We start from the raw sequence: 24,115 nt of genomic DNA, 5'->3' as shown, positions 1-24,115 counted from the left end.
GGGTCCCGCCACCGGTCACGCCGGTGCCGGGGTACTGCGGGCCGGCTGTCAGCAGATGTCCACCGAGTGCCATTCCGTCACGTCGACGGTCCCGTCGTCCCGCTGGCACTCGGTCCGCTCCGAGAGGATGCTGCCCTCGCACTTCTGCGCGGTGCGGCACCAGGGAGTCTGCGGGTCGATGCTCCCGTCGTACTCCCGGCACACGGTCCGCTGCCAGACGCTGCCGTTGGGATCGTGCTTCGTCACGTCGTAGCAGTAGGGCTCGTACGTGCACTCCCGCATGCAGCTCTTGTAGACCCGCGCCGCGCAGGCCTGCGGATCGTACGAGTTCTGGCACTGGCGCCGGCTCTCCTCCCGGCACTCGTCCCGGCAGGCGCCGTAGTCCACTCCTGCGACCGCACGACGGTAGGCGGTGTGCTGTCCGCAGGTGGTCCGTTCTCCGATGAAGCCGGGGATGTTCATGGGGCGTCACCTCCGTGGCGCGTCAGTGGTCGTAGTACGGTTGCGGGCTGCCCTGCAGGTACGGATACCTCTCCGTGGCGTCCACCGGGAACAGATGCTTGTCGGTGACACCCGTGGTGCGCTGCGTGTACGCGAACACCACGTTCATGACCAGTCGGGTCTGGCTCACCGGGGAGGGCCGCACCTCGATCGACGACAGAGACGACTCGTCGCGGTACGCCTCGAACGTCCTGCGGTAGACGGACGGGCAGCGGACGGCCAGATAGTTGATCGCCCGATGCTCGGGCGCGGCTCCGGTGTTGTCCGCCACGAGCATGATCCGTGCCAGCAACTCCTTCGCGGCGGCGTCGAACTGCTCGCCCGACACGTCCTCAGGCTTTTCCAGGGCTCCTATGAGGGAGTCGCTGTCGAAGGAGTAGATCTGGGAGAAGCGCACGACGGGCAGCGCCCGCCCGTCGCACCCGCCACCCGTGGGACAGGCCGCGCGGTGCCCGATGACGACGTCGAGGTCGTCCGGCTGGGGCCTGGGGCGTACGGCGTCCGCGAGCAGGTCGAAGTCTCGCGGATCGTCGGGTTCGAGGATGTAGGTGTCCGTCCCGCGAATGGTGAGGACGAACGTCAACTCGCGCACCAGATAGCGGTTCTCCGGCTTGGCCAGGATCTCGCACAGGGCCTGGCGGTCGGTGAGGTTCGCGGTCCTGGTGCGGCCGATGGTCTGCGCGAACTCCTTCTCGACTCCCGTGCTCGGGAAGCGGAAGTCGATCCGGCCGAGTGCGTAGACATAGGGGGGCGGTCCGCTGCCGGGGTCGTTCGGGAGCTGGTCGTCGGTCATGGCAAGCCTCACCCTTCAGTTCCGTGACGGGACCGCGATCGGTGGCCCGTCGGGGGATCAGCGGCCGTGACGACGCCGACCGGACACGACCACTCGCCGGTTCAGCGCGCGGGCCCGTTTCCGGCACCCGCCGCAGGGCGTGATCCCCACCGCGTGCGTGGCGCGCCCGATCGCGTCGCCGAGGCCGATGTCGTCCTCCCCCGTGAAGCCGGGGAGCCGTACGCGGCGCGGGGTCCGCGCGCCGGGGTCGGGGGGCGAGCCGTACCGCTTCGCCATGGACCGCACCTCCCGTGGTCCCGTACCGGGTCCGGGTCCGCGCGGGCGGTCACCGCCGGACCGCGCCCACTTCCATGGTCCTCTCCCCGACGGGGGACCGCACCCGGGCGCCACTCCCCCCGACAGGGTCCGGCTACGGGGCACGGGGGAGCTTGTCGTAGGACTCGAACCACGTGGATTTGCCGTCGCCGCGCGGGTCGACGCCCCACGCGTCGGCGAGCTCCTCCATCAGCAGCAGGCCGCTGCGCAAGGAGGCCATTTCACCGGGGGAGCGGCGATGGGGCATGTCGTCGGAGCTGTCGGAGTCGTCGATGTGCAGGCGGCGGCCATGCCGAGGATCTGCGGCGGCGTTCCAGCAGCCAGGGGTCTGGATCCAGCGCTCCATGATCGAGTTCATGCGCGGTGTCCGGATGCCGCTCCTGACGATCCCGATTCCGGCGTCGGCGAGCACGGCGTCGAAGGCGGTCGTGAACTTGGAGTCACGGTCGCGGATCAGGAAGCTGGCCTTGCTGCCCGTGTCTTCGAGGTCCATGAGGAGGTTGCGTCCGAGCTGCACCACCCACGGAGGGAGGTGGTGGAGCAGACCGGCGAGGATGGCACGATCGGTATCGGTGAAAGCGGACTTGCCGACCTGGCGTTGCAGGACCAGCAACTGGTGCCGCAGATCGAGGATCTCGATGTCCTTTTTTCGCTGAGCCTCTCCCAGGGCACGCGGCAACCGTTCTCGTCCCGATTCTGCTTCTTCTTCACGCTAGCCGAGCTCGGGGGCATCATCGGCTACCAGCGAGGCGTTCACGCGCTGAGCCCGGCGAGTACCTCGGCCACCCTCACTGAGAGCGCCAGATCGGAGCCGCTCGAATCGGCGCCGTCACCCCGTACGGCCGCCACGAAGGCCTGGATCTGCCGGTCCAGCGGCAAGGTGCTGGCGATACGGATCGGGGTGCCTCCGAAGGTCAGCCGGTGCGCCGCGAAGTCGTCGTACAGGAACTCGTCGCCGTCGGCCAGCCGCACCCCGAACCGGTGGTGCTTGACCGTCGCGGAGTTGGTGAAGCGGCACCTTATCCGCGTCGCGCCGACGCCGATGCCCACCCGCCACGTTTGCCGCCCGGGCCCCAAGACCTCGCACCGGGCGAACGCCTCCGTCACCGGGTCCTCGCCGCCGAGGAGGCCGAGTGCCATTGCGATGTCGTGCGGGCCGTAGTCCCAGAGGACGTCGCAGTCCGCGCGCACCGGCCCGTCACCGCCGGCGGCGCTCGTTATCGCGGCCACCGCGCGTCCCGCCGTGCGCTCGCGCAGCTCTTGGAACGCCGGTGCGTGCATATGCTGGTGGCCGACCATGACCGTGCTTCGCCGGGATGCCGCCAGGACCCGGATGGAACGGGTCTCGTCCAGGCTGAGCGCTACCGGCTTCTCGACCAGCACGGGCAAGGCGGCGTCGAGCGCCAGGGCCGTGATCGCGTAGTGGGTCGCCGCCGGTGAGGCGATGATGACCCCGTCGACCGCGGCGTTCCGGATGAGCGCGGCAGGCGAGTCCCAGCGCACCGCGTCGCCGCGCCCGGCGCCGGCGCCTCCGGCCGTGTCGGAGACCAGTACCGCACCGTCCGGCCAAAGGCGGCCGACGGTGTCGAGATATCTCGAACCCCACCGCCCGGTGCCGATGAGTCCTAGCTTCGTCTGCCGCACGCGATCACCGGTAGGACTCCTGGGACCACTTGATGAATTTCCGCAGACCGTCGGCAAAGGGAACGGAGGGACGGTAACCCAGCTGGTCAGCGGCCTTGGTCAGGTCGGGGCATCGCCGCATCGGCTCGTCACTGGGGTAGCTGTCCGGATAGTCCCGCACGGTGAATTCGAGGTCGGGTGCCGGCACTTCATCGCGTATGAAAGTCAACAGGTCGATGATGGAGATCTCCGGCTCGGAGGCACCGACGTTGTACGCCTCGCCCGGCTGCCCGCGCAACAGCGCCAGCAGGAACCCGGTGATCGCGTCCGTGGCGTAGCAGAAGGTACGGGTCTGGCTCCCGTCGCCGTAGACGTCGATCGGCTCCCCGCTGGAGAGCCGGGCCGCGATGTTCGGCATGATGCGATAGTCCTCGCGGCTCAAGCCGGGCCCGTAGACGTTGAACGGCCGCGCGATCACCGCGTCTACGCCGAACTGCTGCACGTAGACCCGCAGAAGGCTCTCCCCGAATCGCTTCGACTCGTCGTAGCAGCTGCGCGGACCGAGGCACGAGACGTTTCCGTTGTAGTCCTCGGCGGTCGGCACGTGCGCGGCGTCGGGATTCCCGTAGATCTCCGATGACGACAGAAAGACGAGCCGCGCATTGTCGTCGCGGGCGATGTCGAGCATGTTCCGCAGGCCCTGGGTGGCGACGTCCATGGTCTCCAGCGGGAACTTGCGGTAATAGTGCGGGCTGGCGATGCCGGCCGCATGCACGACGAAGTCGACCTTCGAGTCCGGCCGGAAGGTCTGGACCACGTCGTGTTCGACGTAGGCGATGTGCGGGTCCTGGTCCGGCGCGGTGCCGGTATCGGCGGGCGTCCGCAGGTTGTCCATCGCCAGCACCTGGCAGGGCTCGCGCAGATACGCCGAGTTGAGCCGCTGGAAGACGGCCGCCAGGTACTGGCCCACGAAGCCGCGGGCGCCCGTCAGCAGGACACTCTTGCCGCTGAACTGGTGCGCGTCCGCCCCGAGGCCGATACAGATGTCGTCGATATCCGATTCGATGAGCGAGCTCAATAGACTGCCTTTCCGTCCAGCAGGTCCAGAGTCAGGGGATTGAGCCAGGCACCGGACCAGCTCTCGTGGCTGGCGACGATGTTCTCGTAGTAGTTCCAGGCGAAGACCAGCGAGCAGTACCGCCGGCCGGACACCTCCGCCAGCCGCTCGGCGCCGACCACGGGTATGTGGGTGCCGGGCGTGAAGAGCCCTCGCTTGAGGGGGCTGTCGTCCACGATGAACTCGAAGTCGTCCGCGTCGAGCGCGAAGGAGTACATGAGGGTCGTCAGCTTCGCCGGCGCGCCGTAGCCGCACAGGCGCCAGCCTTTTCCCTTCAGGGACGCGATCTGCTCACGCAGGCTCTGCCCCTGAGCCCGGATGCGCTTCCCGAAGCTCTCGTACGTCGAGGTGGAGAAGAGAGCCGCTTCTTCCTCCGATTTCACGAGTTCAGCCACCCGCGGACTCACGGAGCGGTCGCCGCTCGCCACGTAGACACGGATCGAGCCGCCGTGGGTGGGAACCCGCTCCACGTCGAACAACGTCATTCCCATGCGCGCGAAGAAGCCGACCAGCGGCCGGACCGTGTGGTAGGCGACATGCTCGTGATAGATCGTGTCGAAGAGCAGATTGTCGATGACATCGGCGAGGTAGGACACCTCGAAGATGAACACCCCGTCGGGGCCGAGCAGGGTGCGAACGGCGGCGGTCGCCTGCTCCAGGTCGCCGATGTGGGCGAAGACGTTGTTCGCCGTGACCACGGCCGCGGGCCCGAACCGCTGCCGCAGGTCCCGCGCGACGGCGGGGTCCAGGAAGGCCACCGTCGTCGGGATTCCCCGCGATTCGGCGATCTCGGCTATGCCGCGCGCCGGCTCGACACCGTGCACCCGGGTCGACCCGTGCTCGGCGAACTGCCGCAGCAGCGTTCCGTCGTTGGCCCCGACGTCGATGACCAGCGAAGTATCGTCGAGGCCGAACAGGTCGATCACCCGCTTGGCGTAATCCGAGAAGTGCTGGACGAACGACGGGGACGTCCCCGAGGCGTACACGTAGTTGTCGAACAGGGTCGACGGGCTGACCACCCCGGCCAACTGCAGGTGCCCGCAGTGCGGCGAGGGGCAGAGCTGGAGGTCCAGCGGGTAGCGCGCCTGCCTCTGCGACTTGTCCACGACGAACTCGTTCGCGCAGGGGGTGGGCGGCAGCGACAGGACCACCTGGCCGGCCGTTTCCGTACCGCAGAGCGCACACGTACGGCGTTGTCTCATCGAGCTCACGACCGAGGTCCGCCGCTGGGCTCGAAGCCGTCGGCGCCGATGGTGAACTGCCCGGTGAAGGGTGACCACCTGGCGTCGAAGATCGGTGGTAGGCGCACCACGTCGCCCTCGTGGGAATCGTGGTCGCGCTTGTTCCGGGCGAAGGTCATGAACGTGGTGCGTTCCGGGAAGTACATCACGTGCGCGACGCGGGGTGGCGTGAAGAACATCTGGCCCGTCGTGAAGGTCCTCACCTGAACGTTTTCGGTGCTGTCCGCGGGCCTCCACCCGTAGACGACGCTGCCGGACAGGACATACGCGTAGTGCCAGTCGGTCTTGTGGTAGTGGTTGGCCCGGACGGCGCCGGGGTGGCTCTCGATGAGCGCCACCGAGGTGAACCTCTCGAGAAGGACGTTGAGAATGCTGCCCGCCGCGTTGACGAACGGCTCGTCCAGCGGAACGTGCGGATCGTCGGGGTAGCGCTCCTCATCCACGCTTCTCGTGTACTCGGCGTGCGACAGTGGGTGTGGCTGCGAGTTCATGGTTTCCTCTCAGGTGGATCCGCTTCCGGTCAGTACGCCTTGTCGTGCAGCAGCTTCGCGGCGAACCGCCCCGCCCTCGCCGCGATCGCCATGATGGTGAGGGTCGGGTTCTGCCACCCGCCGGAGGGAAAGCAGGCACCGTCAGCGACGAAGACGTTCGGCGCGTCCCAGCAGCGGTTGTCCCGGTCCACGACGGAGTCGGCCGGCGACCGGCCCATCCGCGCGGTACCCAGGTCATGGACGTTGCGGCCGGGCGCCGTCAGGGTGTCCCCGACCGAGGTGAGCCGCAGCCCCGCGACGGACGCGGCCCGCTCGATCTCGCCGCGCATGGCGTGATAAAGCCGCCCCTCGTGCGGCCCGTATCCACACTCGATGATCGGCACGGGAACGCCCCACCGGTCCAAGGCGTCCCCGAGCCGCACCCGGTTGTGCCAGTACGGCAGCATCTCTCCCTGCGCGTCGATCGTGCCCGTCGCCGGAGCGGAGCCTCCACGCTGCAGCGATACCCAGAGGGCGAAGGGGCGGCTGTCGCCGGTCGCCGGCTGCGGCGGTGGGACGAGCAGGCCGCTCTGGCGCCCGGCCGGCGGGTGCGTGGGCATCGGCGGATAGCCGTCCAGGACGCCGGAGGCTGTGACCAGCGGGTGATCCATCAGACCCCGACCGAGCCAGCCGCTGCTGTTGCCGAGCCCGTCCGGATGGCGCGGGCTGTGCGAATTAAGCATGAGCCTGGCGGTCTCGATGGTGCCGCCGCAGAGGAACACGACCCGGGCGCGAGCGTGGTGCCGCGAGCCGGAGACGACGTCCACGTAGCGTACGCCGGTCGCGCGGCCGTTCTCCGGGTCGACAGTGACCGAGGTGACCCGGGCGTCCGATCGCAGCGTCACCCGGCCGGTGTACTCGGCCCTGGCCAGGGCGGTGGCCTGCATGGTGAACCCCGGCCAGCGGTCCTCGCCTTGATCGGCCGAGACGAAACGCACCGGGATCGGGCGGGTGTTCAGCCGGCGGTAGCCGTGCTGGAAGGACACTTCAGCGGGGGTGAGCTCCGGCGCCTTGCCGCGGAAGCGCCCGTCGGGCAGTTGCGCGAGCCCCTCAGCCGTGCCCCGCAGGTCGACCAGGTCCTCCACCGCACCGTAGACGGCGGCCAGGTCGTCGTAGCCGATCGGCCAGCTCAGCAAGCAGTCGTCGACTTCGCCGGCCGCCAGCTCGAACGGGGACAGGCGCAGCGCCGACCCGCCCCACAGCAACGACCGCCCGCCGACCTGCATGCCACGGATCCAGGTGTACGGCTTGCCTGGCGGCGTCTCGTACGCCTGCTCCAGGTCGTCGACGAACAAGTGGGGACCGCGCGGGGCGAAGTTGAAGTGGGTGCGCTGCACCGGCTGCCGCGTCCAGGTGCGCTCATCGTGATGGCCGGCAGCGTACGGGGCGGCGCGGTCCGGGACCTCCTCAGCGCGGCGTACCGGCCCGGCCTCGACGACGAGGGTGCGGAATCCAGCCTCGGCCAGCTCCTTCGCCGCCCAAGAGCCGGCGAAACCGGATCCCACGACGATCGCGTCGTACGCCGGACCGGGCTCGGTAACGACGTCGGTCACGTCGCGTGCCATTCGATGGGGCCGCCGATGCCGGTGTGGTGTGGCGTGGCCAGTCCACCGCGGAAGACGGACGCGGGGATCACCCGCAGGTCGAGGCTGACCCGGGTCCGGTCGGAGGCGTTGCGGACGTTGCCGTGCATGAGGTTCGCGCTGTCGAACGCGAGCATCTGCCCGTAGCGCATGGGATGGGGCCGGAAGTCCCCGGCACCCTCGCTCGACTCGATCCACAGGCAGTTCTCCGGGGTCACGTCGGTCAGCGGCACCCAGAACGTGATCTCGCAGGGGTTGTGGCCGCCGCTCCGGTCGCAGTGATAGCTGCCGACACCGTGGCGTCCCGGCCACTGGATGCGCCAGTTCGGCACGTGTTGGTAGCGGACGTCCTCGCCGACCAGCTCGGTGATCACCGTCAGGACGAACTCCCGGTACATCGAGGAGATCTCCTCGATGCCGTAGAGCCGCTGATGCGCCGCGGAGGCCTGGTCACCGAAGCCCGACACCTCCTCCGTTTCGGCGGCCGGGTGGTTGTGATGCCAGTGCGCGAGATCCGCCACGCCGGTGGCCGCGCTCACCGCGGCGGCGAAGTCGAACCGCTGCTTGTCGTAAGGAACGATCAGTTTGTTCAGCACGGGCTCCCACCTTCGTCGCGGTGCGGGGTGATCGTGAAACGCGGCTCGAAGCCGATGAGGTGGCTCAGCTGGAGATCGACGCCGCCGATGTTCGTGAAGTCCTCGCCGTGGAACAGGCTCTTGCGGGCGAAGGACGCGGTCTTGCGGCGATATCCGGAGCGCGCCAGCAGCACGGCGAGCGTGGCCAGGTGCCGCGGCGTGCCGCGGCGGTGCAGCGCGGTGAACGAGTGGCGCAGCCTGCCGATCATCCGGTCCGCCGTAGTGGGGTCCGGCGGCAGGTCCAGCCCGCGCATCCGGATCCGGTCGAGGAAGGCCTGCTGGACCGCGGTAGGCGCCGACGGCGCGACGGACACGTCCCCGCGGATCAGATCGAGCAGGAGGCGGTCGTGCCCGGCGTAGTGGGTGTGCCCGCGCCCGGCGGGCGGAATCGCTCCGGCGACGAGCAGGTCGGCCGCGTGCGCAACGTCCACGTCACCCAGGCGGGCGGCGAGGTGGGTGGTGAAGCCGACGTTCTCGCGCAGGGTGGTGGGCAGCAACGACTCGGCCGGCAGCAGCTCGGAGGCTGCCGCGTGCGTGGAGGCCAGCACGGGCGTCCCGACGAACGACGCCTCGACAAGCACACGCCCGAAGGTCTCCAGCGACGATGTGCTGGGGAAGAACAGCACGTCCATCTCCCGGTAGTCCTGCCACAGGCGTGCCCGGTCCACCGGCGGCCGGCAGGTGTAGCCCGGGACCGCCGGCTCGCCGGCCGCCCCGCCCTCGCCGATCGCCACCGTCCGGAAGGCGCCGGGAGCGCGTCGTCTCAGCTCGCGCTGCAGGTCGACCGCCTGCGAGTGGTTCTTGTCGTCGGTGTGCCGGCCGACGAACCCGATATGCGTGGTGGCGCCTCCCGAGCCGGTCCACGATCCGGCCAGCTCCTCGGGGAACCAGCGCAGCAGCGGATAGCAGACGGCCTGCCGGGAAGACGCGAGCCCCGGGAACAGCATGCTGTAGAGCGCGAGCGAATACCGCGACGAGTGGTAGAGCACGTCGTCGGGGCGCAGGTAGGGGGCCGAGAGCCACTCCTGCTGCAGATAGCCGTTCCACAGTGCGGTGCGGGCGTCGCGGACGATCCGGAAGTCGAGCCCGAGCCGTTCCCGCAGGTAGAAGTAGAGGTAGGCGTGCGGGCCGACCGTTGCCACCACGGCGTCGCAGCCAGTCAGCGCCTCCCGCGCCGCCTCGTCGGTGCGGAACAGCTCCACCACGTCGTGCGGTCGGGGCCGGACCTCGGCGCTGTCACCGAGCAGCCGCCCGACCTCGGTGTAGGCGAAGTTCGCCCCGTCCCTGCCCGGGTGGCCGGCGTAGCTGCGGAAGGTGTGGAAGCCCACCGCCGGTGCGGGCCGGCCCTCAGCGCTCATCGCGGGCGGCTGAGGCCATCAGGTCACTCAGCGCGTCGTCCGGGCGCGCGCGGGCGCGCAGCACGTCCGCGCGCTTGCGCAGCAGCGTGACCTTGGTGGCGTCCCAGTCGTCCGCGCGCAGCGCCGCCAGTACGATGTCGGCGAGTTCGGCGACGTCCTCGTCGTCGTACCCACGCGAGGTGATCGTCGGCGTGCCGAGCCGCAGACCGCTGGCGACGAACGGCGGCCTCGGGTCGCCGGGCAGCATGTTCCGGTTCGACAGGATGCCCAGATCCTGCAGCCGGCCCTCGGCGTCACGCCCCGTCAGCGCGGTGCGGGTGAGGTCGACGACCAGCAGGTGGGTGTCGGTGCCGCCGGTCAGCAGGTCGAGCCCGCCGTCGAGCAGGATCCCTGCCATGCGCCGCGCGTTGCTCACCACCCGCCGCTGATAGGCCCGGAAGACGGGGCTGGCCGCGTCCTTGAGGGTGGCCGCGAGGGAGACCAGCCCGGCCATCCCCACCGAGGACTGGAGTCCGGGGAAGACCGCCGAGTCGATCCGCGCCCGCAGCGACGCCGGGCACAGGAGGATCCCGCCGCGAGTACCGCGCAGCGTCTTCTCCACCGAGGTGGTCACGACGGTGTCCGGGTAGGCGCTCGGGTTGTCGTGCAGCCCGGCCGCGACCAGGCCCGCGATGTGCGAGATGTCGGCGATCAGGGTCGCGCCGACCTCCTGTGCTATCCCGCTGAACCGGGCGAAGTCGACGGCCCGCGGGTACGCGGAATACCCTGCGACGATGACGCGCGGGCGCTCCCGTTCCGCGATCCGCCGGATGTCGTCGTATGGCAGCAGGCCGGTCTCAGGGGCGACGGTGTAGGTCACGACCCGGTACAGCTCGGAGACGATGTGCTTGGGATGGCCGTGCGAGAGGTGGCCGCCGGAGGTCGTCGCCATCGCCATCATCGTGTCACCGGGCTTCATCAGCGCCCGGTAGGCGGCCAGATTGGCCAGGGAGCCGGAGACGGGCTGCACGTTGGCGTGCTCGGCGCCGAACACCGCGCGGGCCCGCTCCACCGCCAGCCGCTCCACCTCGTCGAAGATGGACGTGCCGGCGTACGGCTTGTTCCCCAAGTGTCCCTCGGCGGAGCGGAACTGGGCCACACCCCACGCGTGGTTGTCCCGGACCGCGGCGATCGGCGCGTTGGAGGCGGCGATCAGGTCGATGCTGTCCAGATAATGCTGGTTCTCGCGGGTCAGCAGGCGTTCGAGCTCAAGGTCATGCATGGGCAAGTCACCTCAAGGTGTCCGGCGGTTGGAAGGCCCGGGGAGGGTGGCGCGGATCAGCTGGCAGGTACGACGCGCAGCAGCGTGCCGACGCCGGCGATCTGCCGGCTCGTGACCTGGTAGACCGGCTCGACCAGCTCGGCGAAGTACCGGAGGTCCACCAGCGCATCCAGGCCCAGCTCGGGACCGCGGGCGATCAGGTCCTCGGAGGCGGCAAGGTACAGCTCGTCGGCGACGAGCAGCGCCGTGGTGATGAAGGCGAGGAGGTCCGGCATCCGCAGCAGGCGCCAGAAGTCGAAGGAGAACGCGGCCCGGAACGTGCCTTCGGCGAACGGCACGTCGACCCCGAGCAGGTGCAGGTTGTCCGCGTCCGTGTCGCGGCCGTAGTCGAAGGTGATGAGGCGCTGCGGGCCGAGCCCGCTGGTGCCGTAGCCGACGACCAGGTCGGGACGCTGCGGGTCCTGCCCGAGCAGCGACTCGACGGCGGCGCGCCAGGGTGCTATCGAGCACAGGCCCGCTTCGGCGCACACCGCCATGACCCGGCGGTATTCGGTGACCCGTTCCGCGATGTCGGCGAGCGAGCCGGCCAGGACCTCGGGCAGCCCGGCGATGAGCTCGACCTCGTAGTGCCGGTGCTTGTCCCGCAGCAGCGCCAGACTGGCGAAGTGGTCACCGATGGACTTGCGCAGATTGCGGTAGTGCGGCACGTGCCAGACGCGCAGTGTGGGCTCGTAGTCGAACCGCGAGCGGTCACGGCCGAAATGGCGGTACAGCTTGTAGGAGATGTCCAGGTCCTCGCCGCCCCACCGGGCATCGAAGTCCACGTCGAATGCGCCCACCGCCAGCGCGTCCGCCCGGTTCAGGCCGAAGTTGTTGGTGAAGCCGTACATCCAGGGTTCGGACGGCGCGGACCGGGCCCGCACATCGTGTTCCACGGGGAAGGTGTCGGCGACGCCCTTGCCGTTCATCACGGCCTGGAGCGCGGCCCAGCCTTGGACGCCCAGTTCGCCGCGGCCGCCCATCACCACGCTGTGCGGATCCTTCTCGGCCAGGCGCCAGTGGCGTTCGAGCAGGTCGGGCGGGCAGAGCGAGTCGTTGTCGAGCAGCAGCAGCCGCTCGGCGGTGGCGGCCAGGATGCCGGTGTTGCGCGCCTGGGACCAGCCTTTCGGCGAGGTCAGCTCCCGCAGCAGGTACGGCGTGTTCGCGCGCAGCTCGTTGAGCCGGGCCGGCGGCTCGCAGCCGTTGTAGACGACGATGACCTCGAATTTGTCCGCGGGCATCGTCTGGCCGGCCAGCGACTGCAGCACCAGTTCGAGGCACTGCACGTTGTAGTAGCTGGGGATGACCACGCTGAGCACGATGTTTCCCCGACGATCCATGCTGGCTTCCACGCGTTACCCCCGCATTAAGTCCAGATGTTGCATTAATCGAAGCACGCAGTGATCACGGTCGTCAATATCGGTGTCGTGCCGTCCTGTCAGGCCAGCGTGGACAGCCCGGTGAGCACGGCCCGTGCCACGTGATCCCCGTGCCGGAAGGTGATGGCGTTGGTGCCCGGGATGGCGAACGCCCGCGCCCCGCGCAGCGAGGTGTTCCAGCCCAGCGCGTAGCGCGCCCGGTGCGCGGTGCCGCCGGCGTCCACCAGGCGCCCGCGGTCGTCGACGGCGATCCGCCCGGTCGGCAGGCGACAGCCGGTCTCCGGATCGGCCAGGAACTCCTCCGAGACGGCTCCGGCGGCGTACAGCCCCCTCAGCAGCTCGTCGGCTGTGCCCGCGAGCGTCGGGTCGGGCAGCCGGGCGTCGATCAGCACGCCGGCCGGAACCTCCTCCCGGAGGTTGGCACCGCCGGCCCGGAAGCGGCCGGTCGAGGCGTCGAGCCGCACACGCATCCCCGAGCCGAGCGGCCGCACCACCCCCGCGCGGCACAGCGCCAGCAGCTCCTCCATCCGGAAGGCGGGCGGCCCGCTCGCCACCAGGTTGAACAGGCCGAACCATGCCCCGTCCAGCTCCTCGGTCCGGTCGCCGGGCGACAGGCGGGGCCGCAGGCGCGCGAGGTGCTCGAAGAAGAGCAGCTGGGCACCGTAGAGGGCGGTGTCGGCGGACCGGGCCGGGTCGGCGCTGCGCCGCAGTTCCTGTTCCAGCAGCGCGATGAACCGGACACCGAAGCCGGCAGTGGTGTTCGGTTCGAGGTGCCGCAGCGGCGCGCGCAGGTCGTCCACGTTCCATCGATGGGCCGGGTCGGGAACCGCCTTCTCGACGAGAGCGTCCAACTCGTCCGCGGTGCAGGCCGCGTGCAGGCGCTCGAAGTCCTGCCACGGCATGGCGGTGTGCCGCGCGGCGGCGGCGAACAGCTCGCGGTAGTACGCGTAACTCAGGTCCTTCACAACGAGCGGCCAGACGTCCCGGCGGAAGTCGAGCATTCCGTCCCCGGCGAGCGACTGCCCGAGCGCCTCCGGGAAGTAGCGCAGGTCGTGCACAGGGCCGTGGATCAGCCGGTGACTCGGCTTGCACCGGTACGGCATACCGCGGCGGGAACCGGCCAGCAGCCGCGGCTCGCGTCCGGAACGCACGTAGCGAAGCTCTCCGCCGGCCGTGCGGGCATACCGGCCGCCGCGCCCCTCGGTGACCAGGGCCATCAGGTCGAAGAAGGCCAGCCCCATGCCGCGGACCAGGACGTCCTCTCCGGGCGCGAACATCGCGAGGTCGGCATCGGTGACGAATCCGGGCGGCAAGTACCCGAGCCCGTGGCGCTCGGCGAACGCGGCCGTCTCCGCCTGCTCGCCCTGCGGCCGAGCGTCCAGGTGACCGAGGGCGAGGACCACCGCGTCGGCGTCGAGCCGGGCACCATCCGCCAGGTGCACGCGCTCGATGCCGTCCGGTGCGCCGGTGAGCGCCACCGCGCGGCCCTCGTGCACGGTCACCCGCGTGCCCGGCGGCGCCTGCCGGATCACGTCGCCGAGAAACCAGGACAGGTAGGCGCCCTGCAGCCGCCGGGTCGCGAACGAGGCGGGGCCGGTCTCGCGTACCTCGCCGGCCAGCGAGGGATCCACGGGCGGGAGCGTCCCGGCGGCTGTGGCCGCCGCCCAGTCGGCCAGCGACGGCCCTGGGCGCGGCGGGCCGGCGCAGCGCACGGCCTCGCCGGGAAACAGGGTGACGTCCTTGGCCAGCGAGTTCATCCGCATCAGCGGCGACTGCCCGTGCCGCCAAACCCGCCCGGGACCGGCCGGGTGCGGATCGATGAGGACAATCTCGAGAGTCCGTCCAGGTGCCAGCGTTCCGGCGTTGGCCAGCAACCGTTCCACCAGACCCACACCGACCGGGCCGGCGCCTATGACTGCAATGCGAGGCATGGCGGGCAGGCTAATCCACGGTGACGTCCATCGTGGGGCGGGCGTCAGCGGAGCAGGACCGCCGGATCGGCATAGATGGCCTCGATGACCTGCCCGGCCGCGCCGAGGATCACCGCGTCCCCGCCGAGCGGCGAGATGGCGACGGTGGGCACCTGCCCGTACAGCGCGCCGGCCCGCAGCGCCGCCTCGGTGGGCTGGAGAATCCAGGCGCCGAGCCGGGAGAATGTGCCGCCCAGCACGATCGCGCCCGGGTCCAGCGCCTTGACCACGCAGGTCAGCGCGCGCCCGAGCGCGTCGCCGGCCCGCCGCACCGCTTCCAGGGCGCCGGGGTCGCCCGCCTCGAGCAGCGCGATCAGCGCGGAGATCCGCTCGTCCGGGCCTGACCAGGTGGCCAGCGGCTTGAGCCCCACCGCGCAGAGCATCGCCTCCCGGCCGGCGACGAGTTCCAGGCACCCGCGGGCACCGCAGGCGCACCGCGGCCCCTCCGGATCCACCTGGATGTGGCCCAGCTCGCCGGCGAACCCGTGGGAGCCCCGGAAGATGCGGCCGTTCAGGATGATGCCGCCGCCGATGCCGACCTCGCCGGAGACGTGCAGCAAGTCGCCGAGCGGGCCTCCCACGCCGAACCTGAGTTCGGCGAGCGCCGCGAGGTTCGCCTCGTTCTCGACCTTGGTGGGCAGCCGCAGCTCGTGAAGGTCGTGGTCGAGCAGCGCCCCGGCCGGCACGTCGCGCCAGCGGAAGCTGGGAGCGCGCAGCATGTCGGAGTGGTCGAGCATGCCGGGCACCGCCACGACGGCCCCGACCACGGTCAGGCCCTGGTCTCGCGCGGCGGCGATGGCCTGCCTGGCCAGCAGGGACACCGCTGCGGCGATCTCCTCGGGCCGGCGGTCCCGGTTGTCGGTCGTCACCTGGTGCCGGTAGCGCACCCGGCGGCTGAGGTCGAGGACGCAGGCGGCCAGGTAGTCGACGGTCACCTCGAGGCCAAGCCCCGCGGCGCCCTCGCCGTCGATCAGGATGCCGGTTCCCGGGCGCCCGCGCTCTCCGTCGTGCACCGTGCCGCCGCTGTGCACCAGGCCGACCTCGGTGAGCACCGCGATCAGGTTCGACACCGTGGTCTTCGTGAGGCCGGTCAGCGCGGCGAGCTGTGCCCTGGTGGCCGGCTGGTGTTCCGCAATGACGCCGAGCAGAACGGCCAGGTTGCGCTCCCGCATGGTGGCGTGGCGTATGGGCGCACCAAGGTCGATCTGCATGGGGAAACGTTACAGGGCTGCCCCCGCGGAAGGTCGCCGGAGCACCACGCGGCCTCTCGGGGGCCTTGGCAGCCCACCGCCCGGGCCCTACCGTGGTCCAAATAGTTGCCTAAATAGCCGAAGGTGGTCATGCGTCATCGACGACAGCCGATAGTGGCGGCGGGCGGACCCCTGTGTCGGTGACGTCGCGGCCCGGCCTCCCGGCCGCCCCTCCGGCGCCGCCACGGGCCGCCTGGGCGGTCCTGTTCACCGTGCTGGGCGCGGCGATGGCGGACCTGCTGGACGCCACGGCGATGAACGTCGCCGCCCCGGCGATCCACAACGACCTCGGCGCGTCCGGTGCAGAGTTCCAGTGGATCAGCATCGGCTACCTGCTGGCCTTCGCGGTGCTGCTCCTCGCCGGCGGCCGCCTCGGTGACATCGCCGGCCGCCGCCGCATGCTCCTCATCGGCCTCGCCGGCTTCGCGCTCACGTCGGCGGCGTGCGCGGTGGCGCAGTCCCCGGTCCAACTGATCGTCGCGCGCCTGCTGCAGGGCGGTGCCGCGGCGATGATGGTCCCGCAGTGCATCAGCCTCATTCGCGAGAGCTTCGGCGAGGAGCACAGCGCGAAGGCGTTCGCCGTCTTCGGGCCCTTCATGAGCCTCTCCTCCGCCGCCGGCCCGATCCTGGGCGGCACCCTGATCACGTACGCGTCTTGGCGGTGGATCTTCGTCATCAACCTCCCGGTGTGCCTGGCCGTGTACCTCGCCGCCCGTCGCACGCTGCCCGCCGGGCAGCGCCCCGGGACTCGGCCGAGGCTCGACTGCGTCGGCATGGTCCTGTGCTCGGTGGCCGTCGCGCTCTTCGTCTATCCGGTGATCCAGGGCCGCGAGTATCAGTGGGCCTGGTGGACCTGGGCGATGATGCTGTCCTCGGTACCGGCTCTCGCGCTCTTCGCGCTCCACGCCCGCAACCGGCACCGGCGCCGGCTCGACGCGTTCATCGAGACGAGCCTGTTCCGCCGGCGGTCCTTCACCGGGGGGGCGGTCGTCGTCTTCCTGTTCTTCGGCGCGTGCTCAGGCGCCTTCATCATCTATCCCGTGCTGGTCCAGCTGTACGTCGGCTGGTCGCCGATCCGCAGTGGGCTGACCGGCACCTGGTGGCCGGTGGGCACCATCGCCGCGATGGGCATCGGGCACCTGCTCGCGAAGCGAAGCCCGCGCCTGGTGCTCCAGATCGGCATCCTGGCCCAAGCGCTGGGCATGGGTCTCGCGGCGCTGACCGTGGCGGCCACCGCCCGCACCACCACCCACCAGGGTCCGCACGGCCTGCTGTTCGACTCCGGCCTGACCAGTTTCAACCTGGCACCGGCGCTGCTGGTCGCCGGCGTCGGCACCGGTCTCTTCTTCGGGCAGTTCCTCAACCTGGTCCTGTCCCGCGTCAGCGACCGCGAGCTCGGGTCGGCCACCGGCGCCGTCAACGCCCTCCAGCAGCTGGGCGGCGCGGTGGCGGCGGCGATCTTCTCGACGGTGATCTTCGACCGGATCGGCCGGGGCGCGTCGCCGTTCGCCGCGGGCGAGCTGGCTTATTGGCTCTGCGCCGCGCTGCTGGTGGTGACCTGGGCCGCGTCCTTCGCTCTTCCGAACGGCTCCGCGACGGCGGACGGGAAAGGTACCGACTGATGCTGAGCTCCCCGGCGGTCAACCTGTGGACTATCCGTGACGCGCTGGCGGCCGACCGGCGCGCCGCCCTGCGCCGCCTGGCCGATCTCGGATATCGGGGCATCGAGCCGTTCGAGGCCCTCGACGACCCGGCCGGCCTGCGCGCGACGGCCGAGGACCTCGGCCTCGCCATCTGCAGCGCCCACTCGCACCGCTTCTTCGGCGCCGACCGCGACGCGGCTCTCGAAGCCGTGGCCACCCTCGGCGCCGGCCTGGCGATCGTGGGAACCGGCCTCCCCGACGACGCCTTCACCGGCCGGGCGGCGCTGGCCCGCACCGCCGACTCGCTCAACGCCCTCGCCGGCCGGGCCGCCGGGTACGGCCTGCGGATCGGTTACCACAACTACTGGGCCGAGTTCGCTTCCCGGATCGACGGCCGGCACGCCCTGGAGGTGCTGGCCGACCTGGTGGACCCGGAGATCTTCTTCGAGATCGACTGCTACTGGGCGGCCCTCGGCGGCGCCGACGTGCCTGCCGTCGTCGAGCGACTCGGCGAGCGGGTGCCAGCCCTCCACCTCAAGGACGGCCCGGTCACCGAAGGCGCGCCGCACGTCGCGCTTGGGCGGGGCGCCATGCCGACGGCGCGGATCCTGGCCGCCGCTCAGGCCGGGGCGCTGCACATCGTCGAGATGCATACCAGCGAGGGCGACGTCTTCGCGGAACTCGCGGAGAGTCGCGCGTACCTGGAGTCGGCCGCGGCCCGGCGCTGAGCGGCCGCGACGGCTCAGCCCGCCCGCCGCAGCCAGACCGCCGGGTCGTCCCGCACCTGCTGCACCGCCGTGTCCGCTGCCCCGCGCACCGCGGCGTTCGTGCCCAGCCGAGCGGCCCGCAGCGTGACCGGCGCGAGTTCCGAGGTCAGCACCCGGCGCCGCAGCTCAGCCTCGATGCCCTCGCGCAGCCGATCAAAGTACGTCGCGTAGACCCCGCCCAGCACGATCGCCGGCACGTCCAGCAGGTTGACCACCGCGGACAGCGCGATGCCCAGCGCGGCGGCGGCCCGGGGCTCGTCCTCGGCGAGCGCCTCCTGGCCGGCGTACTGCTCCAGGCAGCCGGCCGCGCCGCAGCGGCAGGGCGGCCCGTCCGGGAAAACCGTCACGTGCCCGATCTCGCCGCTCCAGCCGCGCGCGCCGCGGTACAGCTCGCCGTCGATCACCAGGCCGGCGCCGATGCCGATCTCGCCGGAGACGTACAGGAAGGTCGGCTCGGTGCCGGTGACCCGCAGCTCGCCGAGGGCGGCGAGGTTGGCCTCGTTGTCGACGGTGATCGGCAGGTCGGCGAGCTCGGGCAGGCCGCGCAGCAGCGCCGGGGCGTCCACGTTCTGCCAGCCCAGGTTGGGCGCCTGCAGGACGAAGCCCGTGGAGACCAGGCCGGGGACCGCGAGCGTGGCGCCGACGACGACCAGGCCGTCGGCCTTGGCGGCGAGCCGGGCCCGGGCACCGAGCCGGCCCAGAGCGGAGAGCGCCGCGTATGGTCCGGCCGGGCGCTGGTCGGCGTGCTCAATGAAGCGGTGACGCACCGCCCCGGTCAGGTCGACCACGCAGGCGGCCAGGTAGTCGACGTTGATCTCCAACCCGAGCCCGGCCGGGCCGGTCGCGCTGAGCGTGAGCCCGACCGCGGGTCGGCCGGCGCCGGTGCGCGGCGGCGGGTCCAGCTCAGTCAGCAGGCCACCGGCGACCAGCTCGTCGACCAGGGCGGACACAGTCGCCCGGGTGAGCCCGGTGGTGGCCGCCACCGCCGACCGGGACATCGGATCCGCGCTGTTCGCCACGGTGTGAAGGGCCAGCGCCAGATTATGGGCTCGCACGTTTGACTGTCGGACGGGGGCACTCGAAGAGGTCAAGCGAGCCATCATGGCTTGACAATGCTATACCTCGGACAAATAATTCAACCACTAAATAAATCTCATGCGTTTCCGGAGGAAGCCGTGTCTGTGCAGCCCACCCGTGATGACAAGTTCTCCTTCGGTCTCTGGACCGTCGGGTGGCAGGCGCGCGACCCGTTCGGTGAGGCGACCCGTCCCGCGCTCGACCCGATCGAGACCGTGCACAAGCTTGCCGAGCTCGGTGCGTACGGTGTCGGGTTCCACGACGACGACCTGGTGCCGTTCGGCTCCGACGCCGCCACCCGGGACGGCATCATCGCCAAGTTCAAGAAGGCGATCGCCGAGACCGGCCTGATCGTCCCGTCTGTGACCACCAACCTCTTCAATCACCCGGTGTTCAAGGACGGCGGCTTCACCAGCAACGACCGCTCGGTCCGGCGCTACGCGGTGCGCAAGGTGCTGCGTCAGATGGACCTCGGTGCCGAGCTGGGCTCCAAGACCCTGGTGCTGTGGGGCGGCCGCGAGGGCTCGGAGTACGACTCGGCCAAGAACGTCCAGGCCGCCCTCGACCGTTACCGTGAGGCGCTCAACCTGCTCGCGCAGTACTCGGAGGACCACGGCTACGGGTTCCGCTTCGCCATCGAGCCGAAGCCGAACGAGCCCCGCGGCGACATCCTGCTGCCCACCGCCGGCCACGCCATCGCCTTCACCCAGGAGCTGGAGCGGCCCGAGCTGTTCGGCATCAACCCCGAGGTCGGGCACGAGCAGATGGCGAACCTCAACTTCACCCACGGCATCGCGCAGGCGCTGTGGCACAACAAGCTCTTCCACATCGACCTCAACGGCCAGCACGGCCCGAAGTACGACCAGGACCTGGTCTTCGGCCACGGCGACCTGCTCAACGCGTTCTCGACGGTCGACCTGCTGGAGAACGGCCTCCCCGGTGGCCGCGCCTACGACGGCCCGCGCCACTTCGACTACAAGCCGTCGCGCACCGAGGACGTCGAGGGTGTCTGGGAGTCGGCGAAGGCCAACATCCGGATGTACCTGCTGCTCAAGGAGCGGGCCAAGGCGTTCCGCGCCGACCCGGAGGTGCAGGAGGCGCTGGCCGCGGCCAAGGTCGGCGAGCTGTCCACCCCCACCCTGAACCCGGGCGAGTCGTACGCCGGCCTGCTCGCCGACCGCAGCGCGTTCGAGGACTTCGACGTGGACGCCGCCGGCGCCCAGGGCTACGGGTTCGTCAGGCTCAACCAGCTGGCCGTCGAGCACCTGATCGGTGCCCGCTGACCTGTGGCGCTCGTGGCTGGGATCGACAGCCCGACGCAGTCGTGCAGGGTCGTGATCCGCGACACCGGGACGGGGCGCTGGTCCGGCAGGGCCGTGCCGCGCATCCGGTCCGGACGCCACTGAGATGCGTCCGGACGCCTGGTGGGCCACGCTGCGGCAGGCGATCGACGAGGCGGGCGGCTGGACGACGTAGCCGCCGCCTCGGTGGTGGGTCAGCGGCCGGGCATGGTCGTGCTGGACGAGAACGGTGGGTCGGCCGCCCGGCGCTGCTGTGGAAACCACACCCGCAGCGCCGGGGCGGCCGCCGCCCTGATCGCCGAACTCGCGGTGGCGCGGCATGGGCCGAAGCGGTCGGCATCGTGCCGGCCGTCGGTTTCACCCTGACCAAGCGGCGGTGGTGCGAAACGAACCGCACCCATGGGCAAAGGAGCCACCCAGCCAACGGTTGGACAGCCCCTCAACAAGATTTTCACGGCCTGCCCGCGTGGTCGTGGCCACGCTCAGCGCGAGCCGGAGACCTGGCCGGGCGGCGGGTAGCGGACGCCGATCCGTTCGCGGACCGTGTCGAGCACGCCCATGATTTCCAGCGTCGTGGCCTGCGGCATCAGCGGGCTCTCCGGCTCGCCCGCGGCCAGGCAGCGCTGCACCTCCTCGGCCTCGAACTGATAACCCCTGCCGGGGAAATCCAGGTCGACGACCTCGGCGCCGGCACCGCGGTGCAGTGTGAACGAGCGAGGCGCGAAGAAGCCGCGCGGCAGATCGACCCGGCCGGCGGTGCCGGTGATCATCGCCGCGTTGCCGGTCCCGCCGACCAGGCCGCACGTCAGCGCGGCCACCGCGCCGGACCGGTAGCCGAGCAGCAGGCCGGTGTTCTGGTCGACGCCCTCGGGCGACAGCCGCGCCCACGCCTGCACGGAATCCGGCGCGCCCAGGATCATCTGGGCCAGGTTGACCGGATAGACGCCGAGGTCCAGCAGCGCGCCGCCGCCCAGCGCGGGGTCCATCAGCCGGTGCGTGGCCGAGAACGGTCCCTGCAGCCCCAGATCCGCGTGCACCGCGGTCACCTCGCCGATGGCACCGTCGGCGACCAGGGCGGCAACCCGCCGGATGACCGGGTTGCAGCGCATCCACATGGCTTCCATCAGGAAGACGCCGCGGGAGCGTGCCCGCTCGACCAGTCTCGCCGCCACCGTATCGGTCCGCCGCTCGCCCCTGAACTTGAATCTGCCGGGGATCTTGAAGCTTCCCCGACGCCGGGAACCTCCTGTCCGCCGCCACCAACGCCGACACACCTCCAACACCTGCGGCTCAGATGAGATCCACGAACACCTGGACAACGACGCGAGCGAACTGAACGCCCCGCCGCGCACCCCTCAAGGCAACAGCCCCTGGGGCTACGACGCGGCTGGCGACGAGACCTACGGCGCCATCCTCGCCGGCCTGCTCCACCACCTCCCTATCGACAAGCTGCACCAGCTCCTTCTCCTAACGCGATCTTCAACCTCGTGGTCCGAACGAGATGTCGTACTTGATCACTCGGACCGGGATCTGCGGTACGTGGGGGCGGCCTTCGGCTGAACATGTGGTCCGACCAAGGAACACACAAGCTCAGCACGAAGGCCGTGCGGATGAGTCTGTCGCGTGGGCTGGCGGGTCCGGTATTCCAGTGCGGGTGAGGTGGCCGGCTACCAGGGTCTGGGCGCCCAGACCGGTGGCCGGGTGGTGACGCCACCGCACCGCACGTTCAAGAAGAACGCCCCGGACTGGTACGAGGAGATGCACGAGCACCAGCGCAAAGCGCACTCCTCCCGACACATCCGCGTCGAGCGCGGCATCGCCCACCAGAAGAACTGGCGTGCCCTGGCCCGTCACCACGGCCGCCGCGAGCACATGAGCGACACCGCCCAGGCCGTCGCCAGCCTGCTGTCCCACCAGCAAACCGCAGACCTGACCTCAGCGCGGCAGATGCCAACACAGAGACACATCGAAGCTTTTCGACGCCTCACCGCCAACCATGCACGAGCTCGTTAGCGCCGCCTGCTCGCAAGGGAGTTCGGTCGTTGGCCGATGTCCTTGCGCGGTAGGATCTCATCATGGCGGTTACCGGACCCAATGCCGAGAAGTTGTTTTATGTCACGACTCCCATTTACTACGTCAATGACGCCCCACACCTGGGCCACGCCTATACGACCATCGTCGGAGATGTATTGGCGCGCTGGCATCGTCAACGTGGCGACCAGGTCAGGTATCTGACCGGGACGGACGAGCACGGCCAGAAGATCATGCGCACCGCGGAGGCTCATGGGATGAGCCCGCAGGAGTGGTGCGACAAATTGGTCGAGGAGTCCTGGAAGCCGTTGTGGACGCATCTGGGGATCGCCAACGACGACTTCATCCGCACCACTGAAGAACGCCATGTCGCCCGCGTGCAGGAATTCGTCCAGGAGTTGCACGACAAGGGCGAAGTCTACCGGGGCGGCTACGAGGGCCCGTACTGCGTGGGGTGCGAGGAGTACAAGACTCCCGGTGAACTCCTCGACGGCGAGGGCGAACTGGCCGGGCAGAAACTGTGCCCCATTCACCGTAGGCCGGTGGAGATTCTCATGGAGGAGAACTACTTCTTCAAACTCTCCGCATACGCGGAGCGCCTCCTCGCACACTACGAAGAGCACCCGGAGTTCATCTATCCGGAATCCGCGAGGAACGAGGTCGTGAACTTCGTCCGGCGGGGCCTGCAGGACCTGTCGATCTCGCGTTCTACCTTTGACTGGGGCATCAAGGTGCCGTGGGACGAGAAGCACGTCATCTACGTATGGGTCGACGCGCTGATGAATTACGCGACCGCGGTGGGATTCGGCGCCGACCAGCAGCAATTCGACCGGACCTTCCCCGCGGACGTCCACCTGGTCGGCAAGGACATCCTGCGCTTCCATGCCGTCATCTGGCCGGCGATGCTGATGGCGAACGGTCTTCCCTTGCCGGGGCGTATCGCGGCGAACGGCTGGCTGATGGTCGGCGGCGAGAAGATGAGCAAGTCGAACCTGACGGGCATCTCTCCGCACCAGCTGACCGATCACTTCGGCGTCGACGCCTATCGGTGGTACTTCCTGCGGGCGATCTCCTTCGGCCAGGACGGCTCGTTCTCCTGGGAGGATTTCAGCGCGCGCTACACCAGCGAGCTCGCCAACGAACTCGGCAACCTGGTCTCGCGAGTCACGGCCATGATCGGCAGGTACTTCGGCGGCGTGCTTCCCGACGCCGCCGCGCCGACTCCGGTCGAGCGTCGGGTCATCGACCAGCTGGCGAAGACAGTGGCCGAGGCCGACAGCCTGATCGGTGACGGGCTTGACTTCTCCGGCGGCATCGCCGCCATCTTCCGCTTCATCAGCCTGGTCAACGGCTATCTGACCGAGCAGGAACCGTGGAAGGTGGCCAAGGATCCGTCGCCACAGGCGCAGGACCGGCTGGCCACCCTCCTCTACACGGCGGCGGAGTCGCTACGTGCGACCGCGGTCCTGCTCCACCCCGTGATGCCCGACACCTGCGAGAAGCTCTGGGCCTCCCTGGGTGCGGAGTCCTCGTTGGGCCCGATCGGCGACCAACTGGTGCAGGAAGCCGGTACGTGGGGCCGGCTGCCCGCCGGAAGCCTCGTGACCAAAGGCGAGGCACTCTTCCCGCGGCTGGACGAGAAGCCGGCGCAGTGAGACGCGAGGACGTCCTCCGCGCCGTTCGAACGGTGCGGAGGACGTC

Annotated in this window: 20 protein-coding genes and 2 pseudogenes; 5 read left to right on the top strand and 17 right to left on the bottom strand. The window is 70.1% G+C overall.

Annotated elements, in window-relative coordinates; all coding sequences use genetic code 11:
* Positions 1-48 precede the first annotated feature (48 nt).
* The 15 genes and pseudogenes from BUE44_RS22935 to BUE44_RS22865 form a co-directional block, all read right to left on the bottom strand.
* The gene (locus BUE44_RS22935; protein ID WP_073500867.1) at positions 49-462 is read right to left on the bottom strand and encodes a hypothetical protein; all 414 of its coding nucleotides are present in this window, start codon (positions 460-462) and stop codon (positions 49-51) included.
* A 22-nt stretch (positions 463-484) separates the two neighbouring features.
* The gene (locus BUE44_RS22930; protein WP_159450286.1) at positions 485-1,294 is read right to left on the bottom strand and encodes a cyanobactin maturation protease PatG family protein; all 810 of its coding nucleotides are present in this window, start codon (positions 1,292-1,294) and stop codon (positions 485-487) included.
* Between the two features lie 409 nt (positions 1,295-1,703).
* Positions 1,704-1,901, bottom strand: a pseudogene (locus BUE44_RS37960) (hypothetical protein); the annotation flags it as partial.
* Between the two features lie 33 nt (positions 1,902-1,934).
* Positions 1,935-2,132, bottom strand: a pseudogene (locus tag BUE44_RS39980) (integrase); the annotation flags it as partial.
* Positions 2,133-2,362: 230 nt separating this feature from the next.
* Positions 2,363-3,253, bottom strand: a complete 891-nt coding sequence (locus BUE44_RS22915; RefSeq protein WP_073500865.1) for a Gfo/Idh/MocA family protein — start codon at positions 3,251-3,253, stop codon at positions 2,363-2,365.
* A 4-nt stretch (positions 3,254-3,257) separates the two neighbouring features.
* Positions 3,258-4,310 carry an NAD-dependent epimerase/dehydratase family protein gene (locus BUE44_RS22910; RefSeq protein ID WP_073500864.1) on the bottom strand — a complete coding sequence of 351 codons (1,053 nt, stop codon included), beginning with the start codon at positions 4,308-4,310 and terminating at the stop codon, positions 3,258-3,260.
* Positions 4,307-5,551 (bottom strand): class I SAM-dependent methyltransferase, encoded by a 1,245-nt coding sequence (locus tag BUE44_RS22905; RefSeq protein ID WP_073500908.1) that lies wholly within the window; start codon positions 5,549-5,551, stop codon positions 4,307-4,309. The genes BUE44_RS22910 and BUE44_RS22905 overlap by 4 nt, the downstream gene beginning before the upstream one ends.
* A 5-nt stretch (positions 5,552-5,556) precedes the next feature.
* The gene (locus BUE44_RS22900) at positions 5,557-6,033 is read right to left on the bottom strand and encodes a cupin domain-containing protein (RefSeq protein ID WP_159450285.1); all 477 of its coding nucleotides are present in this window, start codon (positions 6,031-6,033) and stop codon (positions 5,557-5,559) included.
* 77 nt (positions 6,034-6,110) lie between these two features.
* Positions 6,111-7,673 (bottom strand): GMC oxidoreductase, encoded by a 1,563-nt coding sequence (locus tag BUE44_RS22895; protein ID WP_159450284.1) that lies wholly within the window; start codon positions 7,671-7,673, stop codon positions 6,111-6,113.
* Positions 7,670-8,299: a phytanoyl-CoA dioxygenase family protein gene (locus BUE44_RS22890; RefSeq protein ID WP_073500861.1), complete on the bottom strand. Its 630-nt coding sequence runs from the start codon at positions 8,297-8,299 to the stop codon at positions 7,670-7,672. The genes BUE44_RS22895 and BUE44_RS22890 overlap by 4 nt, the downstream gene beginning before the upstream one ends.
* Positions 8,293-9,696, bottom strand: a complete 1,404-nt coding sequence (locus BUE44_RS22885; RefSeq protein WP_107415805.1) for a glycosyltransferase — start codon at positions 9,694-9,696, stop codon at positions 8,293-8,295. Before BUE44_RS22885 ends, BUE44_RS22890 begins: the two co-directional genes overlap by 7 nt.
* Positions 9,686-10,957: a serine hydroxymethyltransferase gene (locus BUE44_RS22880; protein ID WP_073500859.1), complete on the bottom strand. Its 1,272-nt coding sequence runs from the start codon at positions 10,955-10,957 to the stop codon at positions 9,686-9,688. The genes BUE44_RS22885 and BUE44_RS22880 overlap by 11 nt, the downstream gene beginning before the upstream one ends.
* 56 nt (positions 10,958-11,013) lie before the next feature.
* Complete coding sequence (locus BUE44_RS22875; protein WP_079189984.1) at positions 11,014-12,336, bottom strand: glycosyltransferase family 2 protein; 1,323 nt, start codon at positions 12,334-12,336, stop codon at positions 11,014-11,016.
* 98 nt (positions 12,337-12,434) lie between these two features.
* Positions 12,435-14,306 (bottom strand): FAD/NAD(P)-binding protein, encoded by a 1,872-nt coding sequence (locus BUE44_RS22870; RefSeq protein ID WP_073500857.1) that lies wholly within the window; start codon positions 14,304-14,306, stop codon positions 12,435-12,437.
* Positions 14,307-14,350: 44 nt separating this feature from the next.
* Positions 14,351-15,556, bottom strand: a complete 1,206-nt coding sequence (locus tag BUE44_RS22865; protein ID WP_073500856.1) for an ROK family transcriptional regulator — start codon at positions 15,554-15,556, stop codon at positions 14,351-14,353.
* 179 nt (positions 15,557-15,735) lie between these two features.
* On the opposite strand from BUE44_RS22865, the gene BUE44_RS22860 reads away from it, so the two are divergent.
* Together BUE44_RS22860 and BUE44_RS22855 are read left to right on the top strand one after the other, a co-directional pair.
* On the top strand, positions 15,736-17,217 hold the full coding sequence (locus BUE44_RS22860) for an MFS transporter (RefSeq protein WP_073500907.1): 1,482 nt from the start codon (positions 15,736-15,738) through the stop codon (positions 17,215-17,217).
* Positions 17,217-17,966: a sugar phosphate isomerase/epimerase family protein gene (locus BUE44_RS22855; RefSeq protein ID WP_073500855.1), complete on the top strand. Its 750-nt coding sequence runs from the start codon at positions 17,217-17,219 to the stop codon at positions 17,964-17,966. The genes BUE44_RS22860 and BUE44_RS22855 overlap by 1 nt, the downstream gene beginning before the upstream one ends.
* A 14-nt stretch (positions 17,967-17,980) precedes the next feature.
* Here the strand turns inward: BUE44_RS22855 and BUE44_RS22850 are convergent, their stop codons facing one another.
* A complete protein-coding gene (locus BUE44_RS22850; RefSeq protein ID WP_322940543.1) occupies positions 17,981-19,105 on the bottom strand; it encodes an ROK family transcriptional regulator in 1,125 nt (374 codons plus the stop codon).
* Between the two features lie 75 nt (positions 19,106-19,180).
* Here BUE44_RS22850 and xylA point away from each other — a divergent pair, with 75 nt between their 5' ends.
* Entirely contained in the window at positions 19,181-20,365 is a 1,185-nt protein-coding gene (gene xylA / locus BUE44_RS22845; RefSeq protein WP_073500853.1) for a xylose isomerase, read from the top strand.
* 500 nt (positions 20,366-20,865) lie between these two features.
* Here xylA and BUE44_RS37565 read toward each other — a convergent pair whose 3' ends face one another.
* On the bottom strand, positions 20,866-21,555 hold the full coding sequence (locus tag BUE44_RS37565; RefSeq protein WP_159450283.1) for a Gfo/Idh/MocA family protein: 690 nt from the start codon (positions 21,553-21,555) through the stop codon (positions 20,866-20,868).
* Positions 21,556-22,006: 451 nt separating this feature from the next.
* On the opposite strand from BUE44_RS37565, the gene BUE44_RS22835 reads away from it, so the two are divergent.
* A complete protein-coding gene (locus BUE44_RS22835; protein ID WP_235002366.1) occupies positions 22,007-22,396 on the top strand; it encodes a transposase in 390 nt (129 codons plus the stop codon).
* Between the two features lie 62 nt (positions 22,397-22,458).
* Positions 22,459-24,069 (top strand): methionine--tRNA ligase, encoded by a 1,611-nt coding sequence (gene metG, locus BUE44_RS22830; protein ID WP_073500852.1) that lies wholly within the window; start codon positions 22,459-22,461, stop codon positions 24,067-24,069.
* Positions 24,070-24,115 lie beyond the last annotated feature (46 nt).

Origin of the sequence: Actinacidiphila paucisporea, from assembly GCF_900142575.1 — a bacterium.
In the GTDB taxonomy this organism is placed as follows: Bacteria; Actinomycetota; Actinomycetes; order Streptomycetales; family Streptomycetaceae; genus Actinacidiphila; species Actinacidiphila paucisporea.
Note: the sequence above shows the minus strand (reverse complement) of the source record. Positions and strands in the feature narration are given on the sequence as shown.